General features: G+C 40.0%; 27 protein-coding genes and 1 pseudogene. 16 read left to right on the top strand and 12 right to left on the bottom strand.

What is annotated here, in order from left to right:
- Positions 1 to 36: 36 nt before the first annotated feature.
- The 3 genes from BC659_RS16820 to BC659_RS05545 form a co-directional block, all read right to left on the bottom strand.
- Positions 37 to 213, bottom strand: coding sequence for a hypothetical protein (locus BC659_RS16820; protein WP_162847358.1), 177 nt, complete (start codon positions 211 to 213; stop codon positions 37 to 39).
- 131 nt (positions 214 to 344) lie between these two features.
- A complete protein-coding gene (locus tag BC659_RS05540) occupies positions 345 to 545 on the bottom strand; it encodes a helix-turn-helix transcriptional regulator (protein ID WP_133473672.1) in 201 nt (66 codons plus the stop codon).
- Complete coding sequence (locus BC659_RS05545; protein WP_133473673.1) at positions 542 to 985, bottom strand: hypothetical protein; 444 nt, start codon at positions 983 to 985, stop codon at positions 542 to 544. The genes BC659_RS05540 and BC659_RS05545 overlap by 4 nt, the downstream gene beginning before the upstream one ends.
- 147 nt (positions 986 to 1,132) lie before the next feature.
- Here BC659_RS05545 and BC659_RS05550 point away from each other — a divergent pair, with 147 nt between their 5' ends.
- On the top strand, positions 1,133 to 1,441 hold the full coding sequence (locus BC659_RS05550; protein ID WP_133473674.1) for a hypothetical protein: 309 nt from the start codon (positions 1,133 to 1,135) through the stop codon (positions 1,439 to 1,441).
- Between the two features lie 257 nt (positions 1,442 to 1,698).
- On the opposite strand, the gene BC659_RS05555 is transcribed toward BC659_RS05550, so the two are convergent.
- Positions 1,699 to 4,224, bottom strand: a complete 2,526-nt coding sequence (locus BC659_RS05555) for a glycoside hydrolase family 9 protein (RefSeq protein WP_133473675.1) — start codon at positions 4,222 to 4,224, stop codon at positions 1,699 to 1,701.
- 170 nt (positions 4,225 to 4,394) lie between these two features.
- Between BC659_RS05555 and BC659_RS05560 the strand changes: the two genes are divergently transcribed.
- The 3 genes and pseudogenes from BC659_RS05560 (at position 4,395) to BC659_RS05575 (ending at position 6,254) form a co-directional block, all read left to right on the top strand.
- The gene (locus BC659_RS05560) at positions 4,395 to 5,402 is read left to right on the top strand and encodes a fumarylacetoacetate hydrolase family protein (protein WP_133473676.1); all 1,008 of its coding nucleotides are present in this window, start codon (positions 4,395 to 4,397) and stop codon (positions 5,400 to 5,402) included.
- A 136-nt stretch (positions 5,403 to 5,538) separates the two neighbouring features.
- Positions 5,539 to 5,925 (top strand): annotated as a pseudogene (locus tag BC659_RS17020) (GxxExxY protein).
- 125 nt (positions 5,926 to 6,050) lie between these two features.
- Complete coding sequence (locus BC659_RS05575) at positions 6,051 to 6,254, top strand: hypothetical protein (RefSeq protein WP_133473678.1); 204 nt, start codon at positions 6,051 to 6,053, stop codon at positions 6,252 to 6,254.
- A 70-nt stretch (positions 6,255 to 6,324) separates the two neighbouring features.
- Here BC659_RS05575 and BC659_RS05580 read toward each other — a convergent pair whose 3' ends face one another.
- The gene (locus BC659_RS05580) at positions 6,325 to 7,020 is read right to left on the bottom strand and encodes a YjjG family noncanonical pyrimidine nucleotidase (protein ID WP_133473679.1); all 696 of its coding nucleotides are present in this window, start codon (positions 7,018 to 7,020) and stop codon (positions 6,325 to 6,327) included.
- Positions 7,021 to 7,184: 164 nt separating this feature from the next.
- On the opposite strand from BC659_RS05580, the gene BC659_RS05585 reads away from it, so the two are divergent.
- The 3 genes from BC659_RS05585 to BC659_RS05595 all read left to right on the top strand — a co-directional run bounded on the left by BC659_RS05585 (position 7,185) and on the right by BC659_RS05595 (position 9,994).
- A complete protein-coding gene (locus tag BC659_RS05585) occupies positions 7,185 to 7,883 on the top strand; it encodes an SDR family NAD(P)-dependent oxidoreductase (RefSeq protein WP_133473680.1) in 699 nt (232 codons plus the stop codon).
- 189 nt (positions 7,884 to 8,072) lie between these two features.
- Positions 8,073 to 8,930: a UDP-2,3-diacylglucosamine diphosphatase gene (locus BC659_RS05590; RefSeq protein WP_133473681.1), complete on the top strand. Its 858-nt coding sequence runs from the start codon at positions 8,073 to 8,075 to the stop codon at positions 8,928 to 8,930.
- 2 nt (positions 8,931 to 8,932) lie between these two features.
- Positions 8,933 to 9,994, top strand: a complete 1,062-nt coding sequence (locus BC659_RS05595; RefSeq protein ID WP_133473682.1) for a glycosyltransferase family protein — start codon at positions 8,933 to 8,935, stop codon at positions 9,992 to 9,994.
- Between the two features lie 18 nt (positions 9,995 to 10,012).
- On the opposite strand, the gene BC659_RS05600 is transcribed toward BC659_RS05595, so the two are convergent.
- From BC659_RS05600 to BC659_RS05620, 5 genes are all read right to left on the bottom strand, one after another.
- The gene (locus tag BC659_RS05600) at positions 10,013 to 10,894 is read right to left on the bottom strand and encodes a flavin reductase family protein (RefSeq protein WP_133473683.1); all 882 of its coding nucleotides are present in this window, start codon (positions 10,892 to 10,894) and stop codon (positions 10,013 to 10,015) included.
- Between the two features lie 31 nt (positions 10,895 to 10,925).
- Positions 10,926 to 11,585 carry a phosphatidylserine decarboxylase family protein gene (locus BC659_RS05605; RefSeq protein WP_133473684.1) on the bottom strand — a complete coding sequence of 220 codons (660 nt, stop codon included), beginning with the start codon at positions 11,583 to 11,585 and terminating at the stop codon, positions 10,926 to 10,928.
- Positions 11,586 to 11,639: 54 nt separating this feature from the next.
- The gene (locus BC659_RS05610) at positions 11,640 to 12,500 is read right to left on the bottom strand and encodes a phosphatidate cytidylyltransferase (protein WP_133473685.1); all 861 of its coding nucleotides are present in this window, start codon (positions 12,498 to 12,500) and stop codon (positions 11,640 to 11,642) included.
- A 114-nt stretch (positions 12,501 to 12,614) separates the two neighbouring features.
- Positions 12,615 to 12,821, bottom strand: coding sequence for a putative signal transducing protein (locus BC659_RS05615; protein ID WP_133473686.1), 207 nt, complete (start codon positions 12,819 to 12,821; stop codon positions 12,615 to 12,617).
- Positions 12,814 to 13,743: a CPBP family intramembrane glutamic endopeptidase gene (locus tag BC659_RS05620; RefSeq protein WP_133473687.1), complete on the bottom strand. Its 930-nt coding sequence runs from the start codon at positions 13,741 to 13,743 to the stop codon at positions 12,814 to 12,816. Before BC659_RS05620 ends, BC659_RS05615 begins: the two co-directional genes overlap by 8 nt.
- A gap of 175 nt (positions 13,744 to 13,918) precedes the next feature.
- Here BC659_RS05620 and dusB point away from each other — a divergent pair, with 175 nt between their 5' ends.
- Positions 13,919 to 14,956 (top strand): tRNA dihydrouridine synthase DusB, encoded by a 1,038-nt coding sequence (gene dusB, locus BC659_RS05625; RefSeq protein ID WP_133473688.1) that lies wholly within the window; start codon positions 13,919 to 13,921, stop codon positions 14,954 to 14,956.
- A 35-nt stretch (positions 14,957 to 14,991) separates the two neighbouring features.
- On the opposite strand, the gene BC659_RS05630 is transcribed toward dusB, so the two are convergent.
- Both BC659_RS05630 and BC659_RS05635 read right to left on the bottom strand, forming a co-directional pair.
- Positions 14,992 to 15,489: a glutathione peroxidase gene (locus tag BC659_RS05630; RefSeq protein WP_211340704.1), complete on the bottom strand. Its 498-nt coding sequence runs from the start codon at positions 15,487 to 15,489 to the stop codon at positions 14,992 to 14,994.
- Between the two features lie 197 nt (positions 15,490 to 15,686).
- Entirely contained in the window at positions 15,687 to 17,063 is a 1,377-nt protein-coding gene (locus BC659_RS05635; RefSeq protein ID WP_133473690.1) for an aldehyde dehydrogenase, read from the bottom strand.
- Positions 17,064 to 17,177: 114 nt separating this feature from the next.
- Between BC659_RS05635 and BC659_RS05640 the strand changes: the two genes are divergently transcribed.
- The 8 genes from BC659_RS05640 (at position 17,178) to rpiB (ending at position 24,375) form a co-directional block, all read left to right on the top strand.
- Positions 17,178 to 18,167, top strand: a complete 990-nt coding sequence (locus BC659_RS05640) for a potassium channel beta subunit family protein (protein WP_133473691.1) — start codon at positions 17,178 to 17,180, stop codon at positions 18,165 to 18,167.
- A gap of 176 nt (positions 18,168 to 18,343) precedes the next feature.
- Positions 18,344 to 18,862 (top strand): RNA polymerase sigma factor, encoded by a 519-nt coding sequence (locus tag BC659_RS05645; protein ID WP_133473692.1) that lies wholly within the window; start codon positions 18,344 to 18,346, stop codon positions 18,860 to 18,862.
- A complete protein-coding gene (locus tag BC659_RS05650; protein ID WP_133473693.1) occupies positions 18,855 to 19,577 on the top strand; it encodes a hypothetical protein in 723 nt (240 codons plus the stop codon). The genes BC659_RS05645 and BC659_RS05650 overlap by 8 nt, the downstream gene beginning before the upstream one ends.
- A gap of 11 nt (positions 19,578 to 19,588) precedes the next feature.
- Positions 19,589 to 21,022 (top strand): DUF4097 family beta strand repeat-containing protein, encoded by a 1,434-nt coding sequence (locus BC659_RS05655; protein WP_133473694.1) that lies wholly within the window; start codon positions 19,589 to 19,591, stop codon positions 21,020 to 21,022.
- A 246-nt stretch (positions 21,023 to 21,268) separates the two neighbouring features.
- Positions 21,269 to 22,528 (top strand): hemolysin family protein, encoded by a 1,260-nt coding sequence (locus tag BC659_RS05660; protein WP_133473695.1) that lies wholly within the window; start codon positions 21,269 to 21,271, stop codon positions 22,526 to 22,528.
- Positions 22,528 to 22,926 carry a nucleoside 2-deoxyribosyltransferase gene (locus BC659_RS05665; RefSeq protein WP_133473696.1) on the top strand — a complete coding sequence of 133 codons (399 nt, stop codon included), beginning with the start codon at positions 22,528 to 22,530 and terminating at the stop codon, positions 22,924 to 22,926. Before BC659_RS05660 ends, BC659_RS05665 begins: the two co-directional genes overlap by 1 nt.
- A 63-nt stretch (positions 22,927 to 22,989) precedes the next feature.
- A complete protein-coding gene (tatC, locus tag BC659_RS05670; protein ID WP_133473697.1) occupies positions 22,990 to 23,844 on the top strand; it encodes a twin-arginine translocase subunit TatC in 855 nt (284 codons plus the stop codon).
- A 75-nt stretch (positions 23,845 to 23,919) separates the two neighbouring features.
- The gene (gene rpiB / locus BC659_RS05675; protein WP_133473698.1) at positions 23,920 to 24,375 is read left to right on the top strand and encodes a ribose 5-phosphate isomerase B; all 456 of its coding nucleotides are present in this window, start codon (positions 23,920 to 23,922) and stop codon (positions 24,373 to 24,375) included.
- Positions 24,376 to 24,378: the final 3 nt, after the last annotated feature.

Below are 24,378 nucleotides of genomic sequence, written 5' to 3' on the forward strand. Positions count from 1 at the left end.
GCATTTCTCTTTACAATTAATAATGGGAAACCTATTTTAAATGCAGAGGTATAAACCGTTGGGTAAACCAATCCATTCAAAACCGGCTGTTTCCGGGCTTATTTTTTTTCCGGTGCAGGAAGGCTGCTTACATAAGCTAATGATACCGATCAATGCAGCAGTTGTTAGCAACAACAACAGCATGAGAGGTTTCGATTTTCTGATGTTAAGCATAAGATTACTTTTCCCCCTCTCGCTTTTGCCTCAGATTTACTTCCAATGCAAGAAGAGAGAAAGCGGTTATTTACTAAACTCCATTTAAAGAGTTCTGTTACACTAAAAGGTTGGAAAACGAGATAAATTTTTTAATCTGTTTCTTCCAGTTCAAAAATTTCTTCTACGGGTACGCCGAAAAGACGGGCCATTTTAAGTGCCAATACGGTTGAGGGCACATATTTACCCGATTCCATGGTATTTATGGTTTGGCGGCTTACAGCTATTTTTTTGGCCAGATCATCCTGTGTAAGATTGTGGATGGCCCTTTGCACTTTGATCTTATTCTTCATATACTGGCTTTATTATACTGATACAATATATACCGGAACCGTAAAATAAATATAACCAGGGCGGTAAACATATTATAGGTTAGCACCTGAAAAAAGGCACTGCCATATACACTTAAAATACTGATTATCAATACTAAGTAATTTGCATACACAGCCCATTGTAAGGCTTCGAGACGAAAAAACTGAATGGCTTCATCCTCAATTTTTTCTTTGGAAAAAGCTATGAAAATAAGACTCACTATGAGTCCGATAGCAGCCAGTTCATCCGTAAAATTATGACTGGAGAAAAATTCCAGACTACTACTTTTAATCAGTTTAAACTGTAGCCATGGGGCATTGTATTCAAAAAATAAATTTGCAATACCAAGGGTTAGAAAGGGTATCAATAAAATCCAGCCGATACGCTGAAAGTTATGAGGGAATAATTTTATCTGTTTCATGGTAATCTTGTTTTGATACTGCAAACGTAAAGTGTAATGTTCATTTTGTCAAATTTATTTTACATTTTGTAATAAAATTTTAACAATTTGTCAGTTTAATAGCCTGCTAACCAATTTCCCGACCCAGAAACATCAAAGCGTAGTTTTTTGAAGAGATGGGTACCTTTAAGTATGATTGAAGAAAATGAACTGGCAGTTATTGAGCATTATTCCACAGAGGAACTGGTTCGCTATATACAGCGGTTGGTTGCTGAAGACTTTCCAAAACTGGTACAATTGCTTTATCGCTTAGACATCAGTGAAGCCAAACTCAAAGAAACCCTCGCTCTTCAAAAAGATACAGACGCTGGTATATTGATTGCACAAATGATTATTAACAGACTGGCCCAGAAAAAAAAGTCAAGAGAAGAATTTGCCAGAAAAAACTGGGATGGGTCTGAAGAGGAAAGATGGTAATATTATAGCTAAATAGAATAAGAAAATTATGGATTTGTTTGCTCCCGATCTTAGTTTAATCGCTTGGTCTCTTTTGTGGACAATACACCTGATTCTTTGTGTCATAGCTATCAGTAAGCTTGCTACTGACACATCGATAAGATTTCTGCTTAAGCTGGTATTCTTAATTGGCATTATACTTATTCCGTTTATAGGATCATTAACATTCCTTAGATATCAACGTAAAACCATTCTTAAAAAAGCAGAGGGCGGGGTTGTTACAAACGATCAATAGTACAAAAGTCGTACCCCTTTGCTTTCAGCTCTTTAATCATGGAAGGAAGATGTGCATAGAGTTTATCTTTTCTTCTAGGGTCTGTACCAGCATGTATCAAAAGTATAGCGCCATTTAAAGTATGTTTTACTTCAAAAGATCTGAGAAGGTCTATTAGTGCTTCACTTGATTTATAAGAAGCACCCATTTCGGGCCAGGTATAATCTGCATTGGTACGTGTACCGGGTGTAAAACTGAATAGTTTAACCCGCATTTCAGCAAACCATTTTCCCACTCGTTTATTCCACCATTCATAGGGTGGTATAAAATATTCCTGTCGGTTGTTATTCCATAAACCAAGTGCGTTCATAGCTTCTACATTATTATAGTAATCATTTTCCAATGAGTCTCTTGTTACCAGCATACTATCTCTGTTCTTCCAGTCATTGTATAAAATATGCTGATCGGAATGCGGACCGAGATAATGTTTTTGTCTATATAGTTCTTTGATAAAAGGTTGATATGCTCTTTTACGATACAACCTGCCCGTAAAAAAGAAAGATGCTTTTACGTGTTCATCAACCAAGGTTTTTTGAATAAGCGGTAAGCCTTCCGCATATTCATCTGCCGTAAATACAAAAGCTATTTTCTTTCGGGTTGAATCACCCCTTAACAATGCCCTCGATTCAGTAATTGTATGGAGATCCGCTTTATAATAATCATCGGTGTGCCAACCTGGTATCGGATTAACTTCAGCTTCTTTAGCCGCCAGTAAATAAATCAAGGAAGCCGTTCCATCCATTGTTGGTTCATTCGTACTATAATCACCATAATCATCATGGTATACTGCAAGATCACTTTGAAAGGCTGCATATTCATCAGGCTCATTCAATTGAATACCGATGAGGTTTTTATAAATTGCTGTATATACAGGCCCATCAACAAGCCCGCCATCAATCGGGTACTGTTTTAAATGTGTAAAAGCTGAGTGTGGGTCAACAGGAGTATCACCCCATGATGGTAATCCATACACCATACTTGTTCCCCATGGATTACAGCCAAATAACCAGTCGATATTGGCCTGCTCCAGTTCGGTATAACTATCATCACCTGTCATTTTCCGATAAGCCAAACATTGAATCGCAAAAGAAGTGGTTAAATTATTACTGCACCAGATAAAGGGTATCCCACGATAAAAAGCATTTTGCTTCGCTTTGTTCCATACTGCTTTAATCCCTGTCTCGTAAAAATCATGAATGGTATCTCTTTGCGGTTTAGGTAAGTCATTTGCCAATACTGCATGCCCCAGGTTAATAAAAGGATACCATTCATAATGATGTGCCGTATCTTTTCCCAGCCAGGGTGTAACCGGTTCCTGTCTGGCATAAGTATAGGCATCCAGCAGCATTGCTTTTTGCTTTTCGGGATTAGCTTGGTAAATACTTGCAGCAGCGAGTTCCATATCATCGACCCAATTACCCTCTGCATAGATATAGGGTGATTTTACCGATGCAGTTTGTGCTACTCCCGGCATTTTCTTTCCATATGCATAAGCTGCCAGCGATTTCTGATATAAGTTTTTAGACAGGCCGGCATCGGTTTTCTCATATACTTTCGATGCCAATGCAAAAGTGCTTGCAAATTTACCGGCCGTTGATGCCACACCTGTTGTGGCATTCATGAATTTACCCCTCACCTGTGGTTTACCTGAAACAAAATATACCGGGCGCTCTATACCACGACCATAATAATTGGTATCTTCTTTGGGTATCCGCATTTTCATATGATCCCTATCATCACCCAACTGATTAAACATGATATTATCTGATGGGTTCATTTTCAGCAACCAGTCCAGTCCCCACTTTGCCTCATCTAAAATATCGGGTACATTATTTTTCCCATCCAGTCCATTGGCTGTTTTCGTATCAGTAAACACATGACCATACTGCTGATAAGCTGCCAGCAGATGCCATGTAGCATTGGCTGATGTGGTGGTATACTGGAGGTAATCACTGGCATCATGCCACCCACCACTTACATTCACATAACTGCTGTCGGGCATCGGACCGTATAAAGTATATCCATCGCGTGTATGGCAACTGTCTTTCAGAAAGGGATTAAAACCACTTCTTTGCTGACGCATGTAACGCAAACAAAAATCAGCGCTGCCTTTGTAAACATCTTCATCAATCTTAAACGCAGGCGATACGGTATTACCTGCTTTCAGAAAATAACGTCCGGGCTTTATAAAGGAAGTAAAACGGATACGCGAAGTTTGGTTAAAGGGGCCATAAGAACCAAATGGCTGTAACCCAGTAATTCTATAAACGGTTTGTTGTGTAGCAGCATCAACCAGATCCACAAAAGCAGGCAGTTTGTTTTCTTTACTGCACCATACGGCTACCTTAGTTCCCTCAGGTGTATACCCCAGTTGATTGATGCGAATCCAGTTTTGCTCTCCTGTTTCTTTTTTAAATGAGAAACATATAATCAGCAATAAGATACCTGTTAGTAAGAATATTCTTTTCATATGGTTATTTTGGGCGCTTAAAGATACCTTTTACCTTGCTTTCTACCTGTTGAAACGATAGAGATTATTATGCGCTTACCATCAAAGAATTTGTATTCGGAGAGAGAATAGATGAAGAAAAGCTTGCGGAGAGATTTTTAAGCTATTTTCGCCCCTCAAACGATTGAACTATGAAACTGGTTTCTTACTTAACGGATGGCCGTGATCAACTTGCTTTTCTGGTAGATGGATATTTATATGACTGTGATCTGGTACACCCTGAACTACCGAATAGTATGAATATGTTTTTGCATTATTGGGATGATATGTTTCCCATTGCGCAAAAAGTAGATGCTGCCATCAAAGATGGAAGAATCAGTAAAGAAAAAGGAATCGCAATTGATGATCAACAATTGCTGTCACCGGTACCCTTCCCTACTTCCTGCCGGGATGGTTATGCCTTTCGCCAGCATGTGGCCGCAGCAAGACGCAATCGTAAGGTTGAGATGATTCCTGAATTTGATCAGTACCCCATCTTTTATTTTACCAATCATCATAGTATACAGGGGCCCGGCGATATTCATTGCATGCCTGATCATTTTGAGAAACTTGATTTTGAACTGGAAGCTGCCATTGTTATTTGTAAGAGCGGAAGAAATATTCCTGCAGAAGAGGCAGATCAATACATTGGTGGCCTCATGATTATGAATGACATGAGTGCACGCAGACTACAGATGGAAGAAATGTTACTGAACCTTGGACCCGCTAAGGGAAAAGATTTTTCAACGGTAATTGGTCCATGCCTAGTTACACTCGATGAACTCGAATCGTTTGAAATACCTGCCAAACCGGGACATACCGGTAAAAACTGGAACCTGGGCATGAAATGCTGGGTGAATGGCATTCAGGTGAGTGAAGGGAATGTAGGAGATATGGACTGGACCTTTGCAGAAATCATTGAGCGTTGCGCCTATGGTGTTCAGTTACATCCGGGTGATGTAATTGGTAGTGGCACTGTTGGTACAGGCTGCTTCCTTGAGTTAAATGGAACGGGCAAGCTGCATGATCCGAATTATCAGGAACAATGGTTACAGCCCGGAGATGTGGTTAAGATGGAAATTGAGGGTATTGGTGTATTGGAAAATACCATTGTAAAAGAAGATACCGACTTCTCTATTTTAGCTAAAAAGAAGCTATAAAATCAGGTATTTATACGCTATCATTTGGTGGATAGGATTTGATATTTTAGCCGTGCAACCCTGTGCTTTCTTTGCTTTCATTTTATGAAGACTAATCACCACAGAGAAAGGAGAACGCAGAGGTTTCGCAGGGTCTATGAATAAATACGAACTAAACAGGGTCGGTGGTATTATTTTGAGTGCTGCGATTACTGTACACAAAGAATTAGGACCAGGTATATTGGAATCAGCATATGTAATTTCTCTGGAAAGGGAACTATTATTAAAAAATCTACACACCAGAACCCAGGTACCTGTAGAACTCACCTATAAAGGTGCGCAATTAGGCAAAGTGTAGGTAATTGACATACTAGTTGAGAATGAAATCATTATTGAAGTAAAATCCGTTGAAACCCTCAACCCTATTTTTATCGCTCAGCTTATCACATACTTAAAATTATCAGGAAAAAACCTAGGCTACCTTATCAACTTCAATTCGCTTTTGTTAAAAGATGGCTTCAAACGGATAGTACACCAATTCTAACCCTGCGTAACCTCTGCGCTCTCCTTTCTCTGCGGTGAAAATCCTCTCTTTACAGACCATTTTTAACAAAATTCTCATGAAAATTCAGTATATTTACGTTAGACACACACTTAAAAATTGTTCATATGAAAAAAGTAATTGTACTCGCTATGGCTGCTTTCCTGGTTTCAGGTACTGTATTTGCCGGTGGTGACCATAAGCACGATGGTAAAAAATGTGCCAAAGCAAAAGAATGCAGTAAAGATGCTAAAGAATGCTGCAGCAAAGACGCTAAAAAAGAAACCAAAGAAGTAAAAAAAGAAGCGAAAAAAACAACCGCTAAAGCTTAATTGGTCCTATCTGATATAAAAAAGGATACCATAACCGGTATCCTTTTTTATTTTGTTCCTTAAGATATCCTTACAATATATCTTCCAGTTGTTTCAGGTGATACACTGTATAGGTAGGTTTGATATGGGCTTCAATATTCAGGTGATTCACAAAAACAGTATCCATACCGGCATTAATACCTCCCTGTATATCTGCATCCAGGTTATCACCAATCATGATACTTTCTTTTTCACTGGCGCCTGTTTGTTGAAAAGCATAATCGAAAATTTCTTTATTGGGTTTGAGGCTGTTGCTTGCTTCCGAGGTAACCACCACTTCAAAATAAGCATGCAGACCAGAGTTTTGTAGTTTATTATGTTGTACTCTCTCAAATCCATTGGTTACCAGGTGCATCCGATACCCTTTCGTTTTGAGGTAGTCGAGAATTTCAAATGTATAAGGAAAGATGGCTTTTTTGGAAGGGAGCGTTTCCAGAAACTCCAAAGACATGGTTCTGGATAACTGCTCATCTGCCAGCTTATAGTCCAGTAAAGACAACCACATTCTCTTCCAGCGTAATTCATCTTGTTTAATAAATCCTTTTGTATACCTGTCCCATAATCTTTCGTTATGGTAACTGTAACGGGTAAAAAAATCATCAAAATCATCAATCCCCCTGTCTTTTAATGCATGACGCTGATAAAGATCCTGCAGGGTGGCTTTGGCATTGGTCTCAAAATCCCAGAGCGTATGATCAAGATCGAAGAAAATATGTTTATACTGCATATTCAAATGTAATAACAAGTTAGCTGACCTAAGCAGCTTATATAAAAAAGCAAGTCTGTCTTACTTACTATGATATATAAATACCGGTATTAAGATTTTTTGATAGATAATAAGAATGAGATCAGAATAAATGTTTTATTTCGTATCTGTAAACAACACCTACTATGAACGTAATTGTAACAGGCGCATCCAAAGGAATCGGGAAAGCGATAGCCACTCAGTTTGCCAGGGCAGGATATCAGTTACTAATTTGTAGCAGGGGCGAAAAATCTTTGTATGATACGGTCGATGAATTACAAACCCGTTTTCCGGAAGCTGTGATTGCCGGTAAACCTACCGATATGGCAGATAAAAACGAGGTATCAGCATTTGCTGATTGGTGTTTACAAAAAGGCACCCCGGATATCGTCATCAATAATGCCGGTCATTTTATTCCAGGTAGTGTTCATAATGAACCTGAAGGGTCACTGGAAGAAATGCTTCAGTCTAATTTATTCAGTGCATACCATCTCACACGAAAAGTTTTACCTGCCATGATGCAGGCTGGCCAGGGACATATTTTCAACATCTGCTCTATTGCTTCACTACACGCCTATGCCAATGGTGGTAGTTATAGCATCAGTAAATATGCGCTGGCTGGTTTTAGCCGGAACCTGCGCGAAGAAATGAAACCACATGGTATAAAAGTGACCGCGGTATATCCCGGTGCTGTTCTTACAGCCAGTTGGGACGGATTTGATATTGATCCTAAAAGAATCATGGAAGCAGATGATATTGCCAAAATGGTATATGCCGCCAGCCAGCTCTCACCTATGGCAGTTACAGAAGATATTATACTTCGCCCACAGTTGGGAGATCTGTGAGAACAAAGAAACTGAGAATATTCTGAGTATAATAAAGAATTGGGATCGGATATTGTATAATTCATAACGCTCCAGGCTGTTTCTTACTCACTACTCACTGCTCACCACTCTCATAGAGTAACAATTCCTTCATCTCCCGCTAACATTCTGTTCATACTACCAAAGCAATTTTGCTAAACTCCACAGTGTATGGACAGACGTACTTTAGATGTGGTGGTGGTGAGCGATCTTCATTTAGGCACTTATGGTTGTCATGCCAAAGAAATTGTTAATTACCTCAAAAGTATTCAGCCGCAAATACTGGTGCTGAACGGCGATATCATCGATATCTGGCAATTCAATAAGCGCTACTTTCCTGTTTCACATATGCAGGTAATTAAAGAGATCATGCATCTCTTAAGCAAGGGAACCCGTGTAATCTATATTACCGGCAACCATGATGAAGCATTACGACGTTATTCCGATATGCATATGGGTAATTTCCAGCTGACGGATAAAGTAGTAATGGAAATTAATGGCAAAATGACATGGATCTTTCATGGCGATGTATTTGATGCTACAACAAAAGGTAGTGCCAAATTGCTTGCAAAGCTGGGCGGACATGGCTACGATTTATTAATTCTCATCAACAGCCTGATCAATCGCTTTCTTAAACTCATGGGAAAAGAAAAAATGAGTTTTAGTAAGAAAGTTAAAAACAGTGTGAAAAAGGCTGTTTCCTGGATTGGAAATTTTGAGCAAACAGCTGCTGAGCTGGCTATTGAGAAAAAGTATGATTATGTGATTTGCGGACACATACATCAGCCACAAAAAAGAATCATCAGTACAAAAGATGGGGCCGTTACTTATCTCAATAGTGGCGACTGGATTGAAAACCTTACTGCCCTTGAATACCAGCATAATGAATGGACTATTTATCAATACGATGAAAAGCAGTTTGCCACCACTACTACACCCATCGTAACCATGGAAAAAAAATTACCCCAATTAAATGTGGTAACAGATGAAGTGGCCTTATTTATTCACTCTTTAGTCGTGCAATCATGAGTATGAAAATATTATACGCAGTTCAGGCCACCGGAAACGGGCATATCAGCCGCGCCATGGAGCTCATGCCTTTTTTAGAGCAATATGGTGAAGTTGATGTATTTCTGAGTGGCAGTAATAGCAACTTACATCCAAAGCTTCCGGTAAAATATCGGAGTAACGGATTGAGTTTATTCTATGGCAATACCGGAGGACTTGATTACTGGCGCATGTGGAAGGAGCTGAATTTGCAAAGAATATGGAAAGAAGCGAAATCGCTCCCTGTTGAAAAATATGATATTGTACTTAATGATTTCGATAGCATAACTGCAATGGCTTGCACGCTGAAGAAAGTGCCGTCTATTGGCTTTGGGCATCAGGCAAGTTTTCAAAGCAACCTTACACCCAGAGCCGGTAAAAAGGATTTTACAGGTGAAATGGTATTACAACGATACGCCAGAGCATCTGCCTATATTGGTTTACATTTTCAGCAGTATGATCATTTTATTTATTCACCAGTGATTAAGGAAGACATACTGAAAGCCTATCCAAAAAATAATGGACATATTACTGTCTATCTTTCACATTACAGTGATGAGGTTGTACTCAATGTTTTACACAAAGTAAAAGATATTCGTTTTGAAGTGTTTTCAAAAAAAGCAAAGCAGCTGGAAAAAAAAGAAAACGTTACACTGATTCCAATCAGCAACGAAGCTTTTACCCATAGCATGATACATGCAAATGGCATTATTACCGGCGCTGGTTTTGAAACACCCGCAGAAGCCTTGTATATGGGCAAACAATTACTTTGTTTACCTATCCGTGGGCAATACGAGCAGTTGTGCAATGCTGCGGCCCTGAAACAGTTTAATGTAACCGTGGTCGATAAAATAACAGACTCCTTTTCTTCAGAAGTTCAGAACTGGTTGCATAATAGTGCTGTTAAACCATTAACACTATCGCATAGTACTTACGAAATTGTTCAGAAAGCCGTTGAAGCGGGTCGGAGTTTACAGAAGAAAACAGAACAGGAAGTTTTTACGGATATTTTTACTCGCCAGAAAGAAATCAATCAACCTGCGTAACCTTTGTTTTATCATCGTTTATAAACAAAGTAATACCTGCCACGCTTTTTCTATCTTATTATCATTCAGTAGTTCTGCTGCATATTTATGCAGCTCTGCTTCCATCTCTGTTGGACTTACTGAATAATACTGAAAAATATTTTTTACCCTATCATCTTCAAAAGATGCATCAATATCCGGTATGGCATGTACGTTACCAAGCATCCCTAAATGATTACCGGTAAGTATAGTACTATTTCTTACACTATCAGGCAGTTGGTCTACACCGATACCGAGCTGTGTATTTGGCTTAGGCACTTTAAATAAGTTATCAGGGCTCACTTTACAATACCAGTCGCCACCTAATCTTGCCACCAGATGTAATTTTTGCTGATCGATCTTACCATCTTCACCGAGAATACTTTCATCCACATGCATACATAACACTTCAGCAATAACAAGCTGACCTGCACCACCATTTTCTCCCAGGCTTTTCACTTCATTTACTTTACACTCCAGTTTTATTTTGGCTTCTTTTACCATGGGTGGACGTACAATAGTAGCTACTTCACTTGTAAAACCAGCTTTTATAAACTCGTTTACACCTTTCGGAAATTCACAACTTGATAAGCTTACCTGTTGTACCATATCATAGTCAACAATATTAATAACACATTCCGGCACTTCCAGTACATTATCAAGTGTATGCTTGGTAGTATTATCCCTGCCTCTTCTGGAAGGTGAAAAAATAACGATGGGCGGGTTCGACGAAAACAGATTAAAGAAACTAAAAGGACTCAGATTTACATTACCCGCCTTATCAACAGTACTGGCAAAACATACAGGACGTGGTGCAATGGCATGTTGTAACCATTGCTGTTTTTCCATAACAGGTAAGGAGCTGATATCGATTGTTTTCATTTGAATTTTCGGGAAGGAAATGTTTATAGAATTATTCCCAGCTTGCCAATACGGTAACACCACCTTGCACAACCTGGTTCATACTTACCTCTACTTTAGTGCCTATGGGCAATAAAATATCAACCCGGCTCCCGAATTTGATAAAACCATATTCATCACATTGTTTTACCTCCTGACCAATCTCTGTATAATTGCAGATGCGTTTTGCCAGTGCTCCGGCTATTTGTTTATAAAGAATGGTGCCATAATTATTTTTTACAGCTACGCTCCATCTTTCATTTTCAGTAGAAGATTTAGGGTGCCAGGCTACCAGGTATTTACCTTTATGATACTGGTTATAAACTACCTCACCACTCATGGGATTCCTGTTTACATGTACGTTGGCCGGACTCATAAAAATACTCACCTGTATTCTTTTGTCTTTGAAATACTCCTCATCAACTATCTCTTCGATAACAACCACTTTTCCATCAGCCGGGCAAATCAGTTTCTTATCATCCAGTGTATGTACCCGGTTAGGGATTCGAAAAAAAGAAATCAGAAATAGCAGAACTCCCAATGTAACTATAAAAATGCTGATCGCCAGCCAGGGCATTGATGCGCTAAAGAAAGTAAAAGAAGCAACATTTAGTATACCAAAAATCAGGGCGCTGATGCCAATCGTCTGGTAACCTTCGCGATGAATGGTCATGAATTAGAAATTAGGCAACAAAGGTAAACGAATGGGACAGATTTTCACAGCTTTTTAGCGAATCAGGAACAAAGCCAGCCATACATAAGGTGTTGCCAGTAATAAAGAATCGAAACGATCTAAAAAACCACCATGTCCGGGCATAAAATTCCCACTGTCTTTTACACCTGCCATCCGCTTTAGTTTACTTTCGAAGAGATCGCCCAAGGTTCCCATAACAGTAGCTGTAACAGTAATTACAATCATTTGAACGGTATCAACCTCAAGCCAATAAACTGCGGTCAGTGTAACAGCCAATATAGCCAGTATACCTCCGCCAATGGTTCCTTCCCAGGTTTTTTTGGGGGAGATGGAAGAGAAAGGGGTTTTGCCGATAAAAGACCCCACTATATAGGCCATTGTATCATTAATCCAGATAGTAGCAATGATTAACATAGGTAAGAGCCAGCCTCCGGAAAGAACTAGGGATGAAATTTTACCATACAGATCAAGTAAAAGTCCCCATGATAATGAGATATAAAGTAACCCACCAACTGTATAACCAATAATCTTCCAGTCGGGCATTTTCCATTTAATCAGTTTTATAAGTAATAAGCCGGCTAAAGAAATCAATAATACCCACCCTCCTAATATATTCAGTTGGGTATTGCCTATCACAAAAGTTTCATCTGTCATCCAGCATATAAATCCTGTACCCGCTAAAATGGCACCTCCCAGATGCGCAGATGAAATATCTGTATACCTTGGATCGATTTTAGCGATCAGGGTTTTGTATTCAAGCCAGCAACCCATATGTATTATAGAAAACAATACGAGAAAACTCCATTGATTCCACAATAATCCACCCATCATTACCACCACAAATACAATGGCGGTCAACGCCCGTGTTCTAAATGTTTGATAATTAAATGCCATACTGTGAAGGTAAGGGAGATAGTTTATAGCATATATTCAATAGTTGATGATTAATAGCAGGAGCTTATGTTTACCGAAAGCATAAAATATGGGCTATCAGCCATAAGCTACGCGCTAATTTAAAAGTGCTTTATTGATAAGTTCTTTCGCAGTTACTTCTAAATGAGCGGGAACAAAAATCTGTATATCACCAAACATAGGATAGCTACTATCCTGTTTATTCAGTATTTGTACGGGTATCTGGTTTTCTTCCAGCATACCTTTAATAATGGCGGCTTCCGGATACACGCGGGTAGAAAATATTTTTTGCCAGTTACTCATGCACTGTTATTTCATCTGTTACTGATTCAACCTTACCCGTGGTTTCGCTTTGTTTGTATAGTTGCCTGAACAACAGTACCAACAGCACTATGCCAATAAGCCCCCACCACATGGGCATTGTTTCATCCATCGCTTTTTCTATTGATTTACCCTGCAATTGTACAATATAAAGCTGCACAACAATAAATGCGTTATTTAGAAAATGCTGGAGAATACTAAGCCAGAGGTTATTGGTATAATAAAAAATAAGCCCCAGTATCATACCCAATGCAATACGAGGGAGGAAACCAAAAAAAGAAAAATGGATGGCACTAAACAACACACTGGTAGCAAGAATACCTAACCAGGGGTTTTTAGTCCATTGTATAAATACTCGCTGAAAAGCCCCTCTAAATAATACTTCCTCAAAAATTGCCGGGGCCAATCCCATTACCAGAACAGCCAGTATGAGATCTGAAGTATTTTTCATATAGGCCATGTTAAGCATGGCATTTTTGTAGGTTTCTTCCAGTTCTTTGGCTTTTCTGAGCCATTCCTCAGAAAGCGGAATATGCTGATTGAGCATGCCCAGGGCACCACTGAGGATCATACCCGCAAAAGTGATCAAAACTACCAACCCCAGTTGTTGGCCTTTCATTTTCAGATTAAAGCCCAGATAAGCAAAGGGTTTATGGTTTACAATTTTTGCAAATATGAGAGCAGGTGTAAAAAAGGCGAAGAAAGTAGCCAGGGTATTGAGTAGCCTCGAAACATTGGCATTTTCTACTTTATTCATGGCTTCCGGTACTTTTAAAAGAGGAACATCCAACAGGCTCGATCCCAGTGCTGCCATCAATAGAGACCCAAAAACCATCCCGATACCTACCAATCCGAGCAAGAGTAAAAACTGAACAGGAATGCTAATCTGTGCTTTCTGATTCATGTGGTTGAAGAATAAGCTTGTAAATTTGCCTTTTTATAAGGCTGGCGTCTAAGATACAGTGATCGGACCATATACAAACCCCGGTTACACAGGTAAATAACCATCCTTACAGCCGTACAACTGTCGGTAAAACAATTTATACAGACAAACAGAGAAAAGAACAGAAAGTTGCATCATGGTAAAGATTGATCAGATAAGCTTACCCGATTTCCCCTTATTACTTGCGCCTATGGAAGATGTGAGTGACCCACCTTTTCGTATGGTTTGTAAAGAAAATGGTGCTGATCTCATGTACACGGAATTTATCAGCAGTGAAGGGTTGATCCGTGATGCAATCAAAAGCAGAAGAAAGCTCGACATCTTCGACTATGAGCGCCCCATCGGTATACAGATTTTCGGGGGAGATGAAGAGAGTCTGGCACTGGCAGCCAAAATTGTAGATGTAACCAATCCTGATTTACTGGATATTAATTTCGGCTGTCCCGTAAAAAAAGTAGCCGGTAAGGGTGCAGGTGCAGGTGTTTTGAAAGACCTGGATCTGATGGTAAGACTTACGGATGCTGTGGTAAAATCTACCCGTTTACCCGTAACCGTTAAAACAAGACTTGGCTGGGATGACCAGAGTAAGAATATAGAAGAAGTAGCAGAACGTTTACAGGATGTAGGCATTAAAGCACTAAGCATACATGGTAGAACCCGCGCACAGATGTATAAGGGCGAAGCAGACTGGACACTGATTGCCAAGGTAAAGAACAATCCAAGAATCAAAATTCCCATTTTTGGTAACGGTGATATTGACAGCCCTCAAAAGGCATTGGCTTACAAAAATAAATATGGCGTGGATGGCATTATGATTGGTCGTGCCGCGATTGGTTATCCCTGGATATTTCGTGAAATCAAACATTTTGTGCAAACCGGCGAACTAATGGCTGCACCCACGGTAGAAGAAAGAGTAAATGTATGCCGGCAGCATTTACGTAAATCCATTGAGTGGAAAGGCCCCATCGTGGGCATCAATGAAATGCGCCGGCATTATGCCAATTACTTGAAAGGCTTACCCGGCATTAAAGATTACCGCAACAGGCTTGTTACTTTAAAGACTATGGAAGAAGTGGAAGCGGTGCTGGATGAAGTAGCGGTGAATTATAAAGATTTTGTAATGGAGAGACAGGCAATTGAGCTGGTGAATTACCATGAAAACTGCCCTCTTTAACTCACTCCTGGCCCCTCTTTGCTTCGCAAGAGGGGTTAGTGGTGAGTTGATAGGATTTTAAGGAGGTTATCATCCATCGGCGAAATTCCTTGTGGAAAAAACGCTTCCAGTACACCATCTTCACCCACAATATATTTACAGAAATTCCAGGTAGGTTCCTGATCATTCCACCCATTCAGTTTGGCATTACTTAGCCATTGAAAGACCGGATTTTGCTCAGCGCTTTTAATAACACTGCTCTTTTTAGCGAGCAAAAAAGTAACGCCATAATTCACCTTACAGAATTCAGCTATCGCAGCATCATCTCGCTGTTCCTGCTGTTTAAAATCATTCGCGGGAAATCCAATGATCACGAGACCTTTATCCTTGTATTGTTTATATAAAGCTTCCAGTTCTGCATACTGACCAGTATAACCACAATCACTGGCTGTATTCACAAGCAATACTTTCTTGCCCTTAAAACTGTCCATGGGTACTACTGTACCATTATTCATTGTCACGTGGAGCTGATAGAAGGATGAGATTGGTTGCATATGATTTTTATTTTGCAGTGCCCCGGAGGCTTTGCCAAATAATTTACCCGGCAGCATAATAATAGGGTAAAATGTTTTTAGTAATGAATGTCTCCAGGTCATGTCTTTTCTTTTAAGTAATACAAGCACCAATACTATAACAATAACCGTCACAGAAAGTTTTTGTATCAGCCGGTATTTATGCATACAGTATTTTGTTACAGAAATTTCTTGAATAGTTTGAGTTTTCCTTTAAACGGTGGGTACTTCATAGCAGGATCAAACCAGGTAGGTGATTTCAATACTGCTTTTTCATGACTGAATGTATCAAAAGAGTATTTCCCGTGATAACGGCCTGTTCCACTGAAACCCCTTCCTCCAAACGGCAGGTGATGATTGGTTACATGCCAGCTTGCATTGTTGATGCAGGCTGCACCCGATGGTACATTGTCAATCCAGTTTTTGGCTGATAAATTACTGGAAGAAAAAACATAAAAAGCCAATGGATTAGGATTTCGGCGAATAATAGCCAAAGCTTCTTCTTCGTTGCTATAACTGAGTATCGGTAGTATCGGACCAAAAATTTCTTCCTGCATAATCGTACTGTCAACAGCAACATCCGTAAGTAAAGTGGGGGCAAAATACAAACGGTTGATATCATGTTCACCTCCGTGTATAATCTTACCATTGCTCAGATAAGATAATAATCGCTGGAACTGTTTTTCATTGATAATCTTCCCATACTCATCGCTATCTTGGGGCTGCTCCGAAAAAAACTGAAGTATTTTTTTCTTCATGGCAGCTATCAGTTTCTCCTTTACAGATGCATGAACCAATATATAATCCGGTGCCACACACATCTGACCCGCATTTGAAAACTTGGTTATCACAATCCTGTTGGCTGCCACACCGATATTAGCATCTTCTGTAACTACACAAGGACTTTTTCCTCCCAGCTCAAGTGTAACAGGCACCAGTTGCTCTGCTGCCATTTTATAAATCAGCTTACCAACTGCGGTGCTACCGGTATAAAAAACATGATCGAAAACAAAATGGTTCATCATATCAGGAATTACCTTTGCGCCATCGCCTGGTACATATAGTATATATTCTTTCGGAAAAGCAGCTTCCACTATTTTTTGCATAACAGCGGCTGTTGCCGGTGCAAATTCACTTGGCTTGAGCACCACACAATTACCTGCTGCAATAGCACCCACCAATGGCATTAACAGCAGCTGTAAGGGATAGTTCCATGGACCAATAATCAACACCACTCCCAAAGGCTCTCTGATTACATAACTGCTGCCGGGTAAATTTAGCAGGTTGGTACCTTTTTTTTCCGGCTCCATCCAGGCATTCAGCCATTTGAGGGCATGATTGATTTCATTGAGGAGAAAGCCATTCTCTGTGATCCATGCTTCTTCGGGCCCCTTCTTTAAGTCTTTGTAAAGTGCCTCATAAATTTCCTGCTCATTTGCTATAATGGCTTTTTTTAGTGCCAATAACTGTTCCTTCCGAAAAGCATAACTACGTGTAGCACCAGAAGAAAAAAAATGGCGCATATGATTTAGTGAATCAAGCAGATCATTTGACATGTTTACAAGTTAAGTAAATCAATAAAAGCAGCAAGATTCTTTTTTGGTAAATTGCAGTCCGGTATTGTTGTATCGAATACAGACCGTACACTTCACAAACAAAAAATACAGCATATGGAATATAGAAGAATGGGCCGTACAGGTTTGCAATTGAGTGTTTTGAGCTATGGCAGCTGGGTTACTTTCCACAAACAGATTGATGACAGTATAGCAGATGAACTAATGGGTATAGCATACGACAATGGTATTAATTTCTTTGATAATGCCGAAGCTTATGCCCTGGGTGAAAGTGAAAAAATGATGGGCCGTATCCTGAAAAAGAAAAACTGGGACCGTACCTCCTACACCATTTCATCCAAAGCTTATTTTGGATGGAGGGGAAAAGAAAACAAACCCAACCAAACCGGACTCAGCCGCAAACACCTGATGGAAGCCTGCCATGAAGCCCTTCAGCGTTTACAGCTCGATTATCTGGATCTTTATTTCTGTCACCGGCCCGATATTCATGTTCCGATCGAAGAAGTGGTATGGACCATGCATAACCTTATCCAGCAAGGTAAAATCCTGTACTGGGGTACCAGTCAGTGGAGTGGTGCTGAAATTATGGAAGCACACCGGGTAGCCCATCAATATGGATTGATTGGCCCTACCGTTGAACAACCCCAGTATAATATGTTTGAGCGTTTTAAAATGGAACAGGATTATTTACCTGTTTTTAAAAACGTAGGATTAGGTACTACTATCTGGAGCCCATTGGCAGCCGGTTTTTTAACCGGTAAATACAATAATGGCATTCCGCCCGACTCAAGACTGGCCATTGAAGGTTTCGATTGGCTCAAAGAACGTTGGGTACAGGAAGCCAAGATTGAAAAAACCAAAAAACTGGCCATACTCGCACAGGAGATGAATGTAAGTCTGGCAGAACTGGCCATTGCCTGGACCATTAAAAATCCGAATGTAACCACAGCCATCCTGGGTGCTACCAAAAAGCATCAACTGGAAGAAAACCTGAAAGCTTTACAGGTATTGCCATTGCTCACAAATGAAATCATGGAGAAGATTGAAACCATTCTTCAAAATAAGCCTGTGATGGATCTAGCATAAATCATTGATATTCATAATTTTAAAAGCGGAAAGCTGGTATAGTTTTCCGCTTTTTTTATGGGCATCCGCTTGTCGCAGAAAAAAAATCATACCTTCTTTCCAACCTTTTTTACATAAACCACTCTTATTACCGGAACGATTCATTGGAAAAGGAAATCACCATACAAACGGCTGTTGTGAGAAAAGCCTCCCTGGGAGATCAAGCATCGCAGGAGTGGCTGTACAGGCAATATAGTAAGGCGATGTTCAATATCTGCACCCGGATGACGGGTAACCAGAATGATGCAGAAGACCTCTTACAGGAATCGTTTATGATTGCTTTTCGAAACCTGCATCAACTAAAAGAACCCGCTCAGTTTGGCGGGTGGTTAAAACGGATTGTAGTAAATGAATGTATCCGTTTCTGCAAGAAGAACACCTACTGGACAAGCTGGGATGAACAATGGGATGAAACCCTGAGCAATGAAGAGCCTGAATGGTGGCAAACAGTAGACATCAAAATGGTACACCAGGAAATCAAGGCTTTACCGGACGGTTGCAGACAGGTTTTTAACCTGTATGTACTGGAAGATTATAGTCATAAAGACATTGCCGGTGAGCTGGGTATTTCCGAATCAACAAGCAAGAGTCAGTACCATCGGGCCAGACAATTATTAAAAGAAAGGATCACTAAAAAAATACAGGTACATGGATGAGTTAAAAAAATACCTGCAACAAAATCGCGAAGCACTCGATGCCGACGAGCCCTCACCTATGGTTTGGGAACGCATACAGGTGCAAAAGCCGGTAAAGAAAAAAGCAGTGGTAATAACCATTACCCGTTGGGCAGTAGCGGCATGTGTATTGGTACTGGCGGGTATTGGTACATGGAGCTTATGGAAAGACAGTAATACAAATGAATTACAGGAAAATCCAATAGCTGAGGTAAGAACCAAAGAACCCAAAACAAAGAGCGTTACTGAACCCATCATAACAAATCCTGAGAGCAAAACAGAAAATACGATTGTACCCAACACTACTGCGCGTACTAAAAAAATAATGGCGGTACCCAAACCTGTGACAGAAAGAGCCGATCTGGCGATACTGCGCAATGTAGAAAGTAGTTTTAAACAGGTCATCAACCTGCAGAGAAACAAAGTGAGTACGATACCTATGTATGCAGAATCAGCTGAATATTTTGCTGATTTTAAAACACAGATCAGACAGCTGGAGAAAGATGAAAAAACTGTGAAAAATGAAATTGTAAAAAAAGGACTTACAGATGATCTACTAAACCAGTTGATTAATCTGTACCAGATAAAACTCAGTACACTCAAACAATTACAAACAGAAATGAATAAAATCAACAACCGGGTAAAACAGATTACCCGTCCGGTTGATAGCGTTAAAACTTATTTCATACACATCTAAATACCCTTTATATGCGATTTACAAAGATTAGAATCACCGGTTCAATCATGAGCTTACTGTTGGCTACGACCGCGTCTGCTCAAACAGCAGCTTCAGCACCGGCACTTAATAATTTACGTGTTATCAATACCACTTCTCCCGCTCAGGTGGTGTACGCAGAAAATATGTATGCCTATTCTACCAGCGATACCGTTAAACAACAGGACCTGAAATCTAAAGAAATCAGTCAGGAAATCAATATGCCCAAGGGTGGAGAAATATATATTGAGAATAGTTCTTTGGCTATTCAGGTTAAAACATGGGATCAACCCAAAGTGAAACTGGTAACCACTGCTTATTTTGAAAAGGAAAGTACTCTTACCGATACTGAATGGTTCGAAAAAATGGGCATTAGCCTTAAAGCATTAGGTACTTCTGTGAAAATAAAATCAAATAACAGCGGGTTTGGATCTACCTATCGCTATTCCACATCAAGTACCGGAAATTACTCACTGGAGCCTATGACAGTGGTAGGATACCCAACAAGAATATCTTTAAATTCAACCAATTCAAAAGCACAGAAAAGAATACTTACCATTTATGTACCTGCTGGAAGTAAAATGGATATTGAAACAAAATATTCAGATGTACAATTGCCTGCAGGAATAGGTGATGTGTTGCTGGATATATCTAATGGGAACCTTGAAGCTGAAAACCTCAACAAACTGCGTCTACGCTCAAAATATTCGAATGCGAATGTACGCGATATAAAGGACGCTGAAATTGAATTTTCGAATGGTCGATTCAGTGCGAATAATATTGATGATCTCGACATTGAAAGTAAATATGCTACCATTGAAATGGCATCCGCCAAAAAAATCAAAATGGTCAGCACCAACGATGAATTTGAAGTAGAAGATGTAGCAGATATACTGGGCCGTAAAAATTATGGCAATCTGCGTATCACACGCCTGTCAGGTTCACTGGAACTGGATGGCAGTAATGCTGATATCAAAATCAGAAATGTAGGCAGTAATGTAAAACTTATTAAAGTAGACAACCGTTATGCCGACATCCGTATCCCTTTACGTGACACAAAAAACTATGCGGTAAACTTTTTGGGCAATTATAGTACCGTATATGCCGATTTTGAAAAAACACCCGCTGAAGTAACAGAAGCTGATATGGCTTCACTTTCAAAAATCGTGTCCGTTAGTAATATTTCTGCTACAACTATTCCTGCAAAACCTGTACAGTTAGTGAGTGGCATTCAGGGCGGAACTATTTCCGGAACACTGGCGCCGGCACAAAGCAGTACAATGACTGCAACCGGGAAAGTAGCCTTGGGAACACTGGCAACCCGCAGCGGCTCCAACACCCCTGTTAAATTTTCAGCAACAGTAGGCGATGGCAAAGGCCTTAAGATTGACCTCAAATGCCAGAACTGCACTGTTGATTTTAAATAAACAATCACGCCCTATATACCCTGGGTGAGCGGCCCCTTGCCGGCTGCTCATCCACCTTTTAACGATAGCTTGTTTCTTCATGTGCATTATACATCTCACACAGCCGATTTTCTCATGTTGTTAACGATCGGTTCGTGCCCCGTTTCCACGGGGCACTTTTATTTAGAAACAACTTCTATATGCCATTCCCCATAGGCTATCAACCACACCATATTTAGCCTATCTTAGCAGAAGAATTATTATACCATGACAGAGCTCTATACCATTGTATGGATCATTGTTTCGCTGATACTGATCGGATTTTTTGCCGGTTACGAAATCGCTTTTGTAAGCGCTAACCGTCTTAGTATTGAACTAAAGAAAAAACAGGGCAAACAAAGTGGTATCATCTTATCTGATTTTGTAGAAAACCCTGCTAAATTTATTGGCACTTGTTTAATCGGACTCAATACCGTACTGGTGATTTATGGATTGCTGTTTGATGAATTCCTGCGAGGCGTAGCCTGGAACCCACTCAATGTGCAGAACGAATACCTTAAACTCATTATTGATACCGTTATTTCGGCTGTTGTTGTGCTCATATTTGGCGAGTTCATTCCCAAAGCCATATTCCGTGCACGTAACGATAGTTTACTGAGTTTTTTTGCGCCAATGGCCAAATTCTTTCATACCCTGTTCGAGCCGCTTACCAATCTGTTTGTAAACCTCTCTCAGTGGATATTGAAATATATATTTAATGTAAGGGTTAACGATAAAAACGAAGCGTTCACGAAAGTAGATCTCGAACATTTTTTTCAGCAAACCAAAGAACAGGATGAAGACAGTCAGGAGCTGAATACGGAATTATTTGAAAATGCGCTGAGTCTGCCTACCATCAAAATCAGACAATGCCTGGTACCCCGTACTGAAATTGAGGGTGTAGATAAAGATATATCGATTGAAGACCTTCGCCAACGTTTTGTACAAACAAAACTCAGTAAGCTGCTCATCTTCGATGATAATATCGATAACATCCTTGGTTATGTGCACCAGACCGATCTTTTTAAAAGACCCTCTTCTATTCAACAAATACTTCACCCCATACTGGCGGTTCCTGAAAGTATGAGTGCTGCTGATCTCATCAATAAATTCACCAAAGAGAGAAAAAGCATTGCCTGGGTGGTAGATGAATTTGGTGGAACAGCCGGTATTGTAACCATGGAAGACCTGCTGGAAGAAATATTTGGTGAAATTCATGACGAGTATGACGTGGAAGAGTTTGTAGAAAAACAACTGGCTGAAGATGAATTTATTTTCAGTGGTCGTCTTGAACTGGATTACCTCAAAGAAAAATACAATCTCGAATTCCCCGAAGATGATTCTGAAACACTAAGTGGATACATTATTCAGAAACACGAATCGATCCCCAAACAAAAAGAAACCATCATCATTGATGATTATCGTTTCGATATCCTGAGTGTAAGCGAAACCAGAATCGATACGGTAAAGATGAAAATATTACGCTGATGCAACGTGCCTATCTTGCCATCAGCTTTTCTCACAGACCTGTTCTTGAGCCGGTTGTAAGTGTCATAAGAGAATTAATGAACGGGTTTGGTATTGAATTATTTGTTTTTACAGATCATTATTTTTTTGCCGCTGAGCAGGAAAAAGATATGATGAAACAGGCATTCAAAGAAATAGATGGATGTGAACTACTCATTGCTGAATGTTCGGAGAAAGCCATAGGCGTAGGTATTGAAGCTGGCTATGCCCTGGGTAGGGGAAAACAGGTATGGTATATAAGACAGGAGAACAGCCCACACTCTACCACCGTCTCCGGAGCAGCCCATAAAAGCTTTATTTACTGCGATATAGATGATCTTACCAGCCAAATGAGAAAAGAATTACATATAACTGGCTGAAAAGACTCATTTTTGTGTTGCTCTTACCACTAACTTTGCCCACTCCTAAAGCAGTCGACGGGCATGGCCTTATTTAAAAGAAACCAGGGAACAGAACAGGCAGAGATGAGTTTTATAGACCATCTGGAAGAATTGAGGAAACATATTATTCGCTCTATTCTTGCGATCCTGATTTTTGCCATTGTGATTTTCATTTATATCGACTGGGTTTTCGAAACCATTATTAAAGGCCCTATTAATCCTGATTTTGTTAGTTACAAAGCCTTATGCGATTTTAGTCACTGGGCACATATGGGTGATGCGCTTTGTATGCCCCCTGTAACAGTGAACCTGCAGAGTACCACATTCGGGGGTCAGTTTATGGGTAGCATCAGCATAGCCATTGTAGGTGGTATTATCGCAGCCTTTCCCTATATATTCTGGGAATTCTGGCGTTTTGTAAAGCCGGCTCTAAAAGAGAAAGAATTAAAAAATACCAGGTTTATCATTTTCTGGGTATCGTTTTTTTTCTTCATGGGTGCGGCATTTGGTTATTTTTTACTGGGCCCTTTCACTTTTAATTTTCTGGCTGGTTTTCAGTTGGGTACCAAAGGCACTATTATCACCATCCCAACTTTTTCTGATTATTTAGACAACCTCGTCAATATTATCCTGGGTTGCGGTATTGCTTTTGAATTACCCGTACTTGCTTATTTACTTACCAAGATTGGTTTGATTACACCTTCCTATCTTAGAAGAATCAGGAAGTATGCAGTAGTTATTATTCTCATTGCAGCTGCCATCATTACTCCCAGTCCAGACTGGATGAGTCAGTTACTGGTGTTCCTTCCTTTATTCTTTCTGTATGAATTGAGTATTATTATTTCAGCACGTGTTTCAAAAGAGCAGGAAAGAAGGGATCAGGAAGAGTGGAGTTAAGAGGATTTGCCCGTTTAAATATTTTTTATCCGGCTCTTGTGCTAATCCGTTAATTTCATCCCTCAATTCACACACATGAATTATGTTTTTGATGCGTCTAAACCCATTGCTATTGGCTCAGACCATGCAGGTTTTGAGTACAAGGAAGCCATAAAAAACTGGCTCATTGGTAAAGGGTATAACGTAAAAGATTTCGGTGCCCCTTCTCTTGATTCTGTTGACTATCCTGATTTTGCTCATCCTACTGCCAGCAGTGTGGAGAGTGGTGAAGCCGCTTTTGGTATTCTTTTTTGTGGGAGTGCCAACGGCGTTGCCATAACTGCTAATAAACACCAGCAGGTACGAGCAGGATTGGCATGGCAGAATGATGTGGCTTCCTTAATTCGTTTGCATAATGATGCCAATATCATTTGTATTCCTGCCCGGTTTGTAGCTTTACCACTGGCGCAGCAGATGATTGAAATTTTTATGAGTACCGCTTTTGAAGGCGGCCGTCATGCCACACGTGTAGGAAAAATTGCTTGTTCATAATTT

The organism is Sediminibacterium goheungense (assembly GCF_004361915.1).
In the GTDB taxonomy this organism is placed as follows: Bacteria; Bacteroidota; Bacteroidia; order Chitinophagales; family Chitinophagaceae; genus Sediminibacterium; species Sediminibacterium goheungense.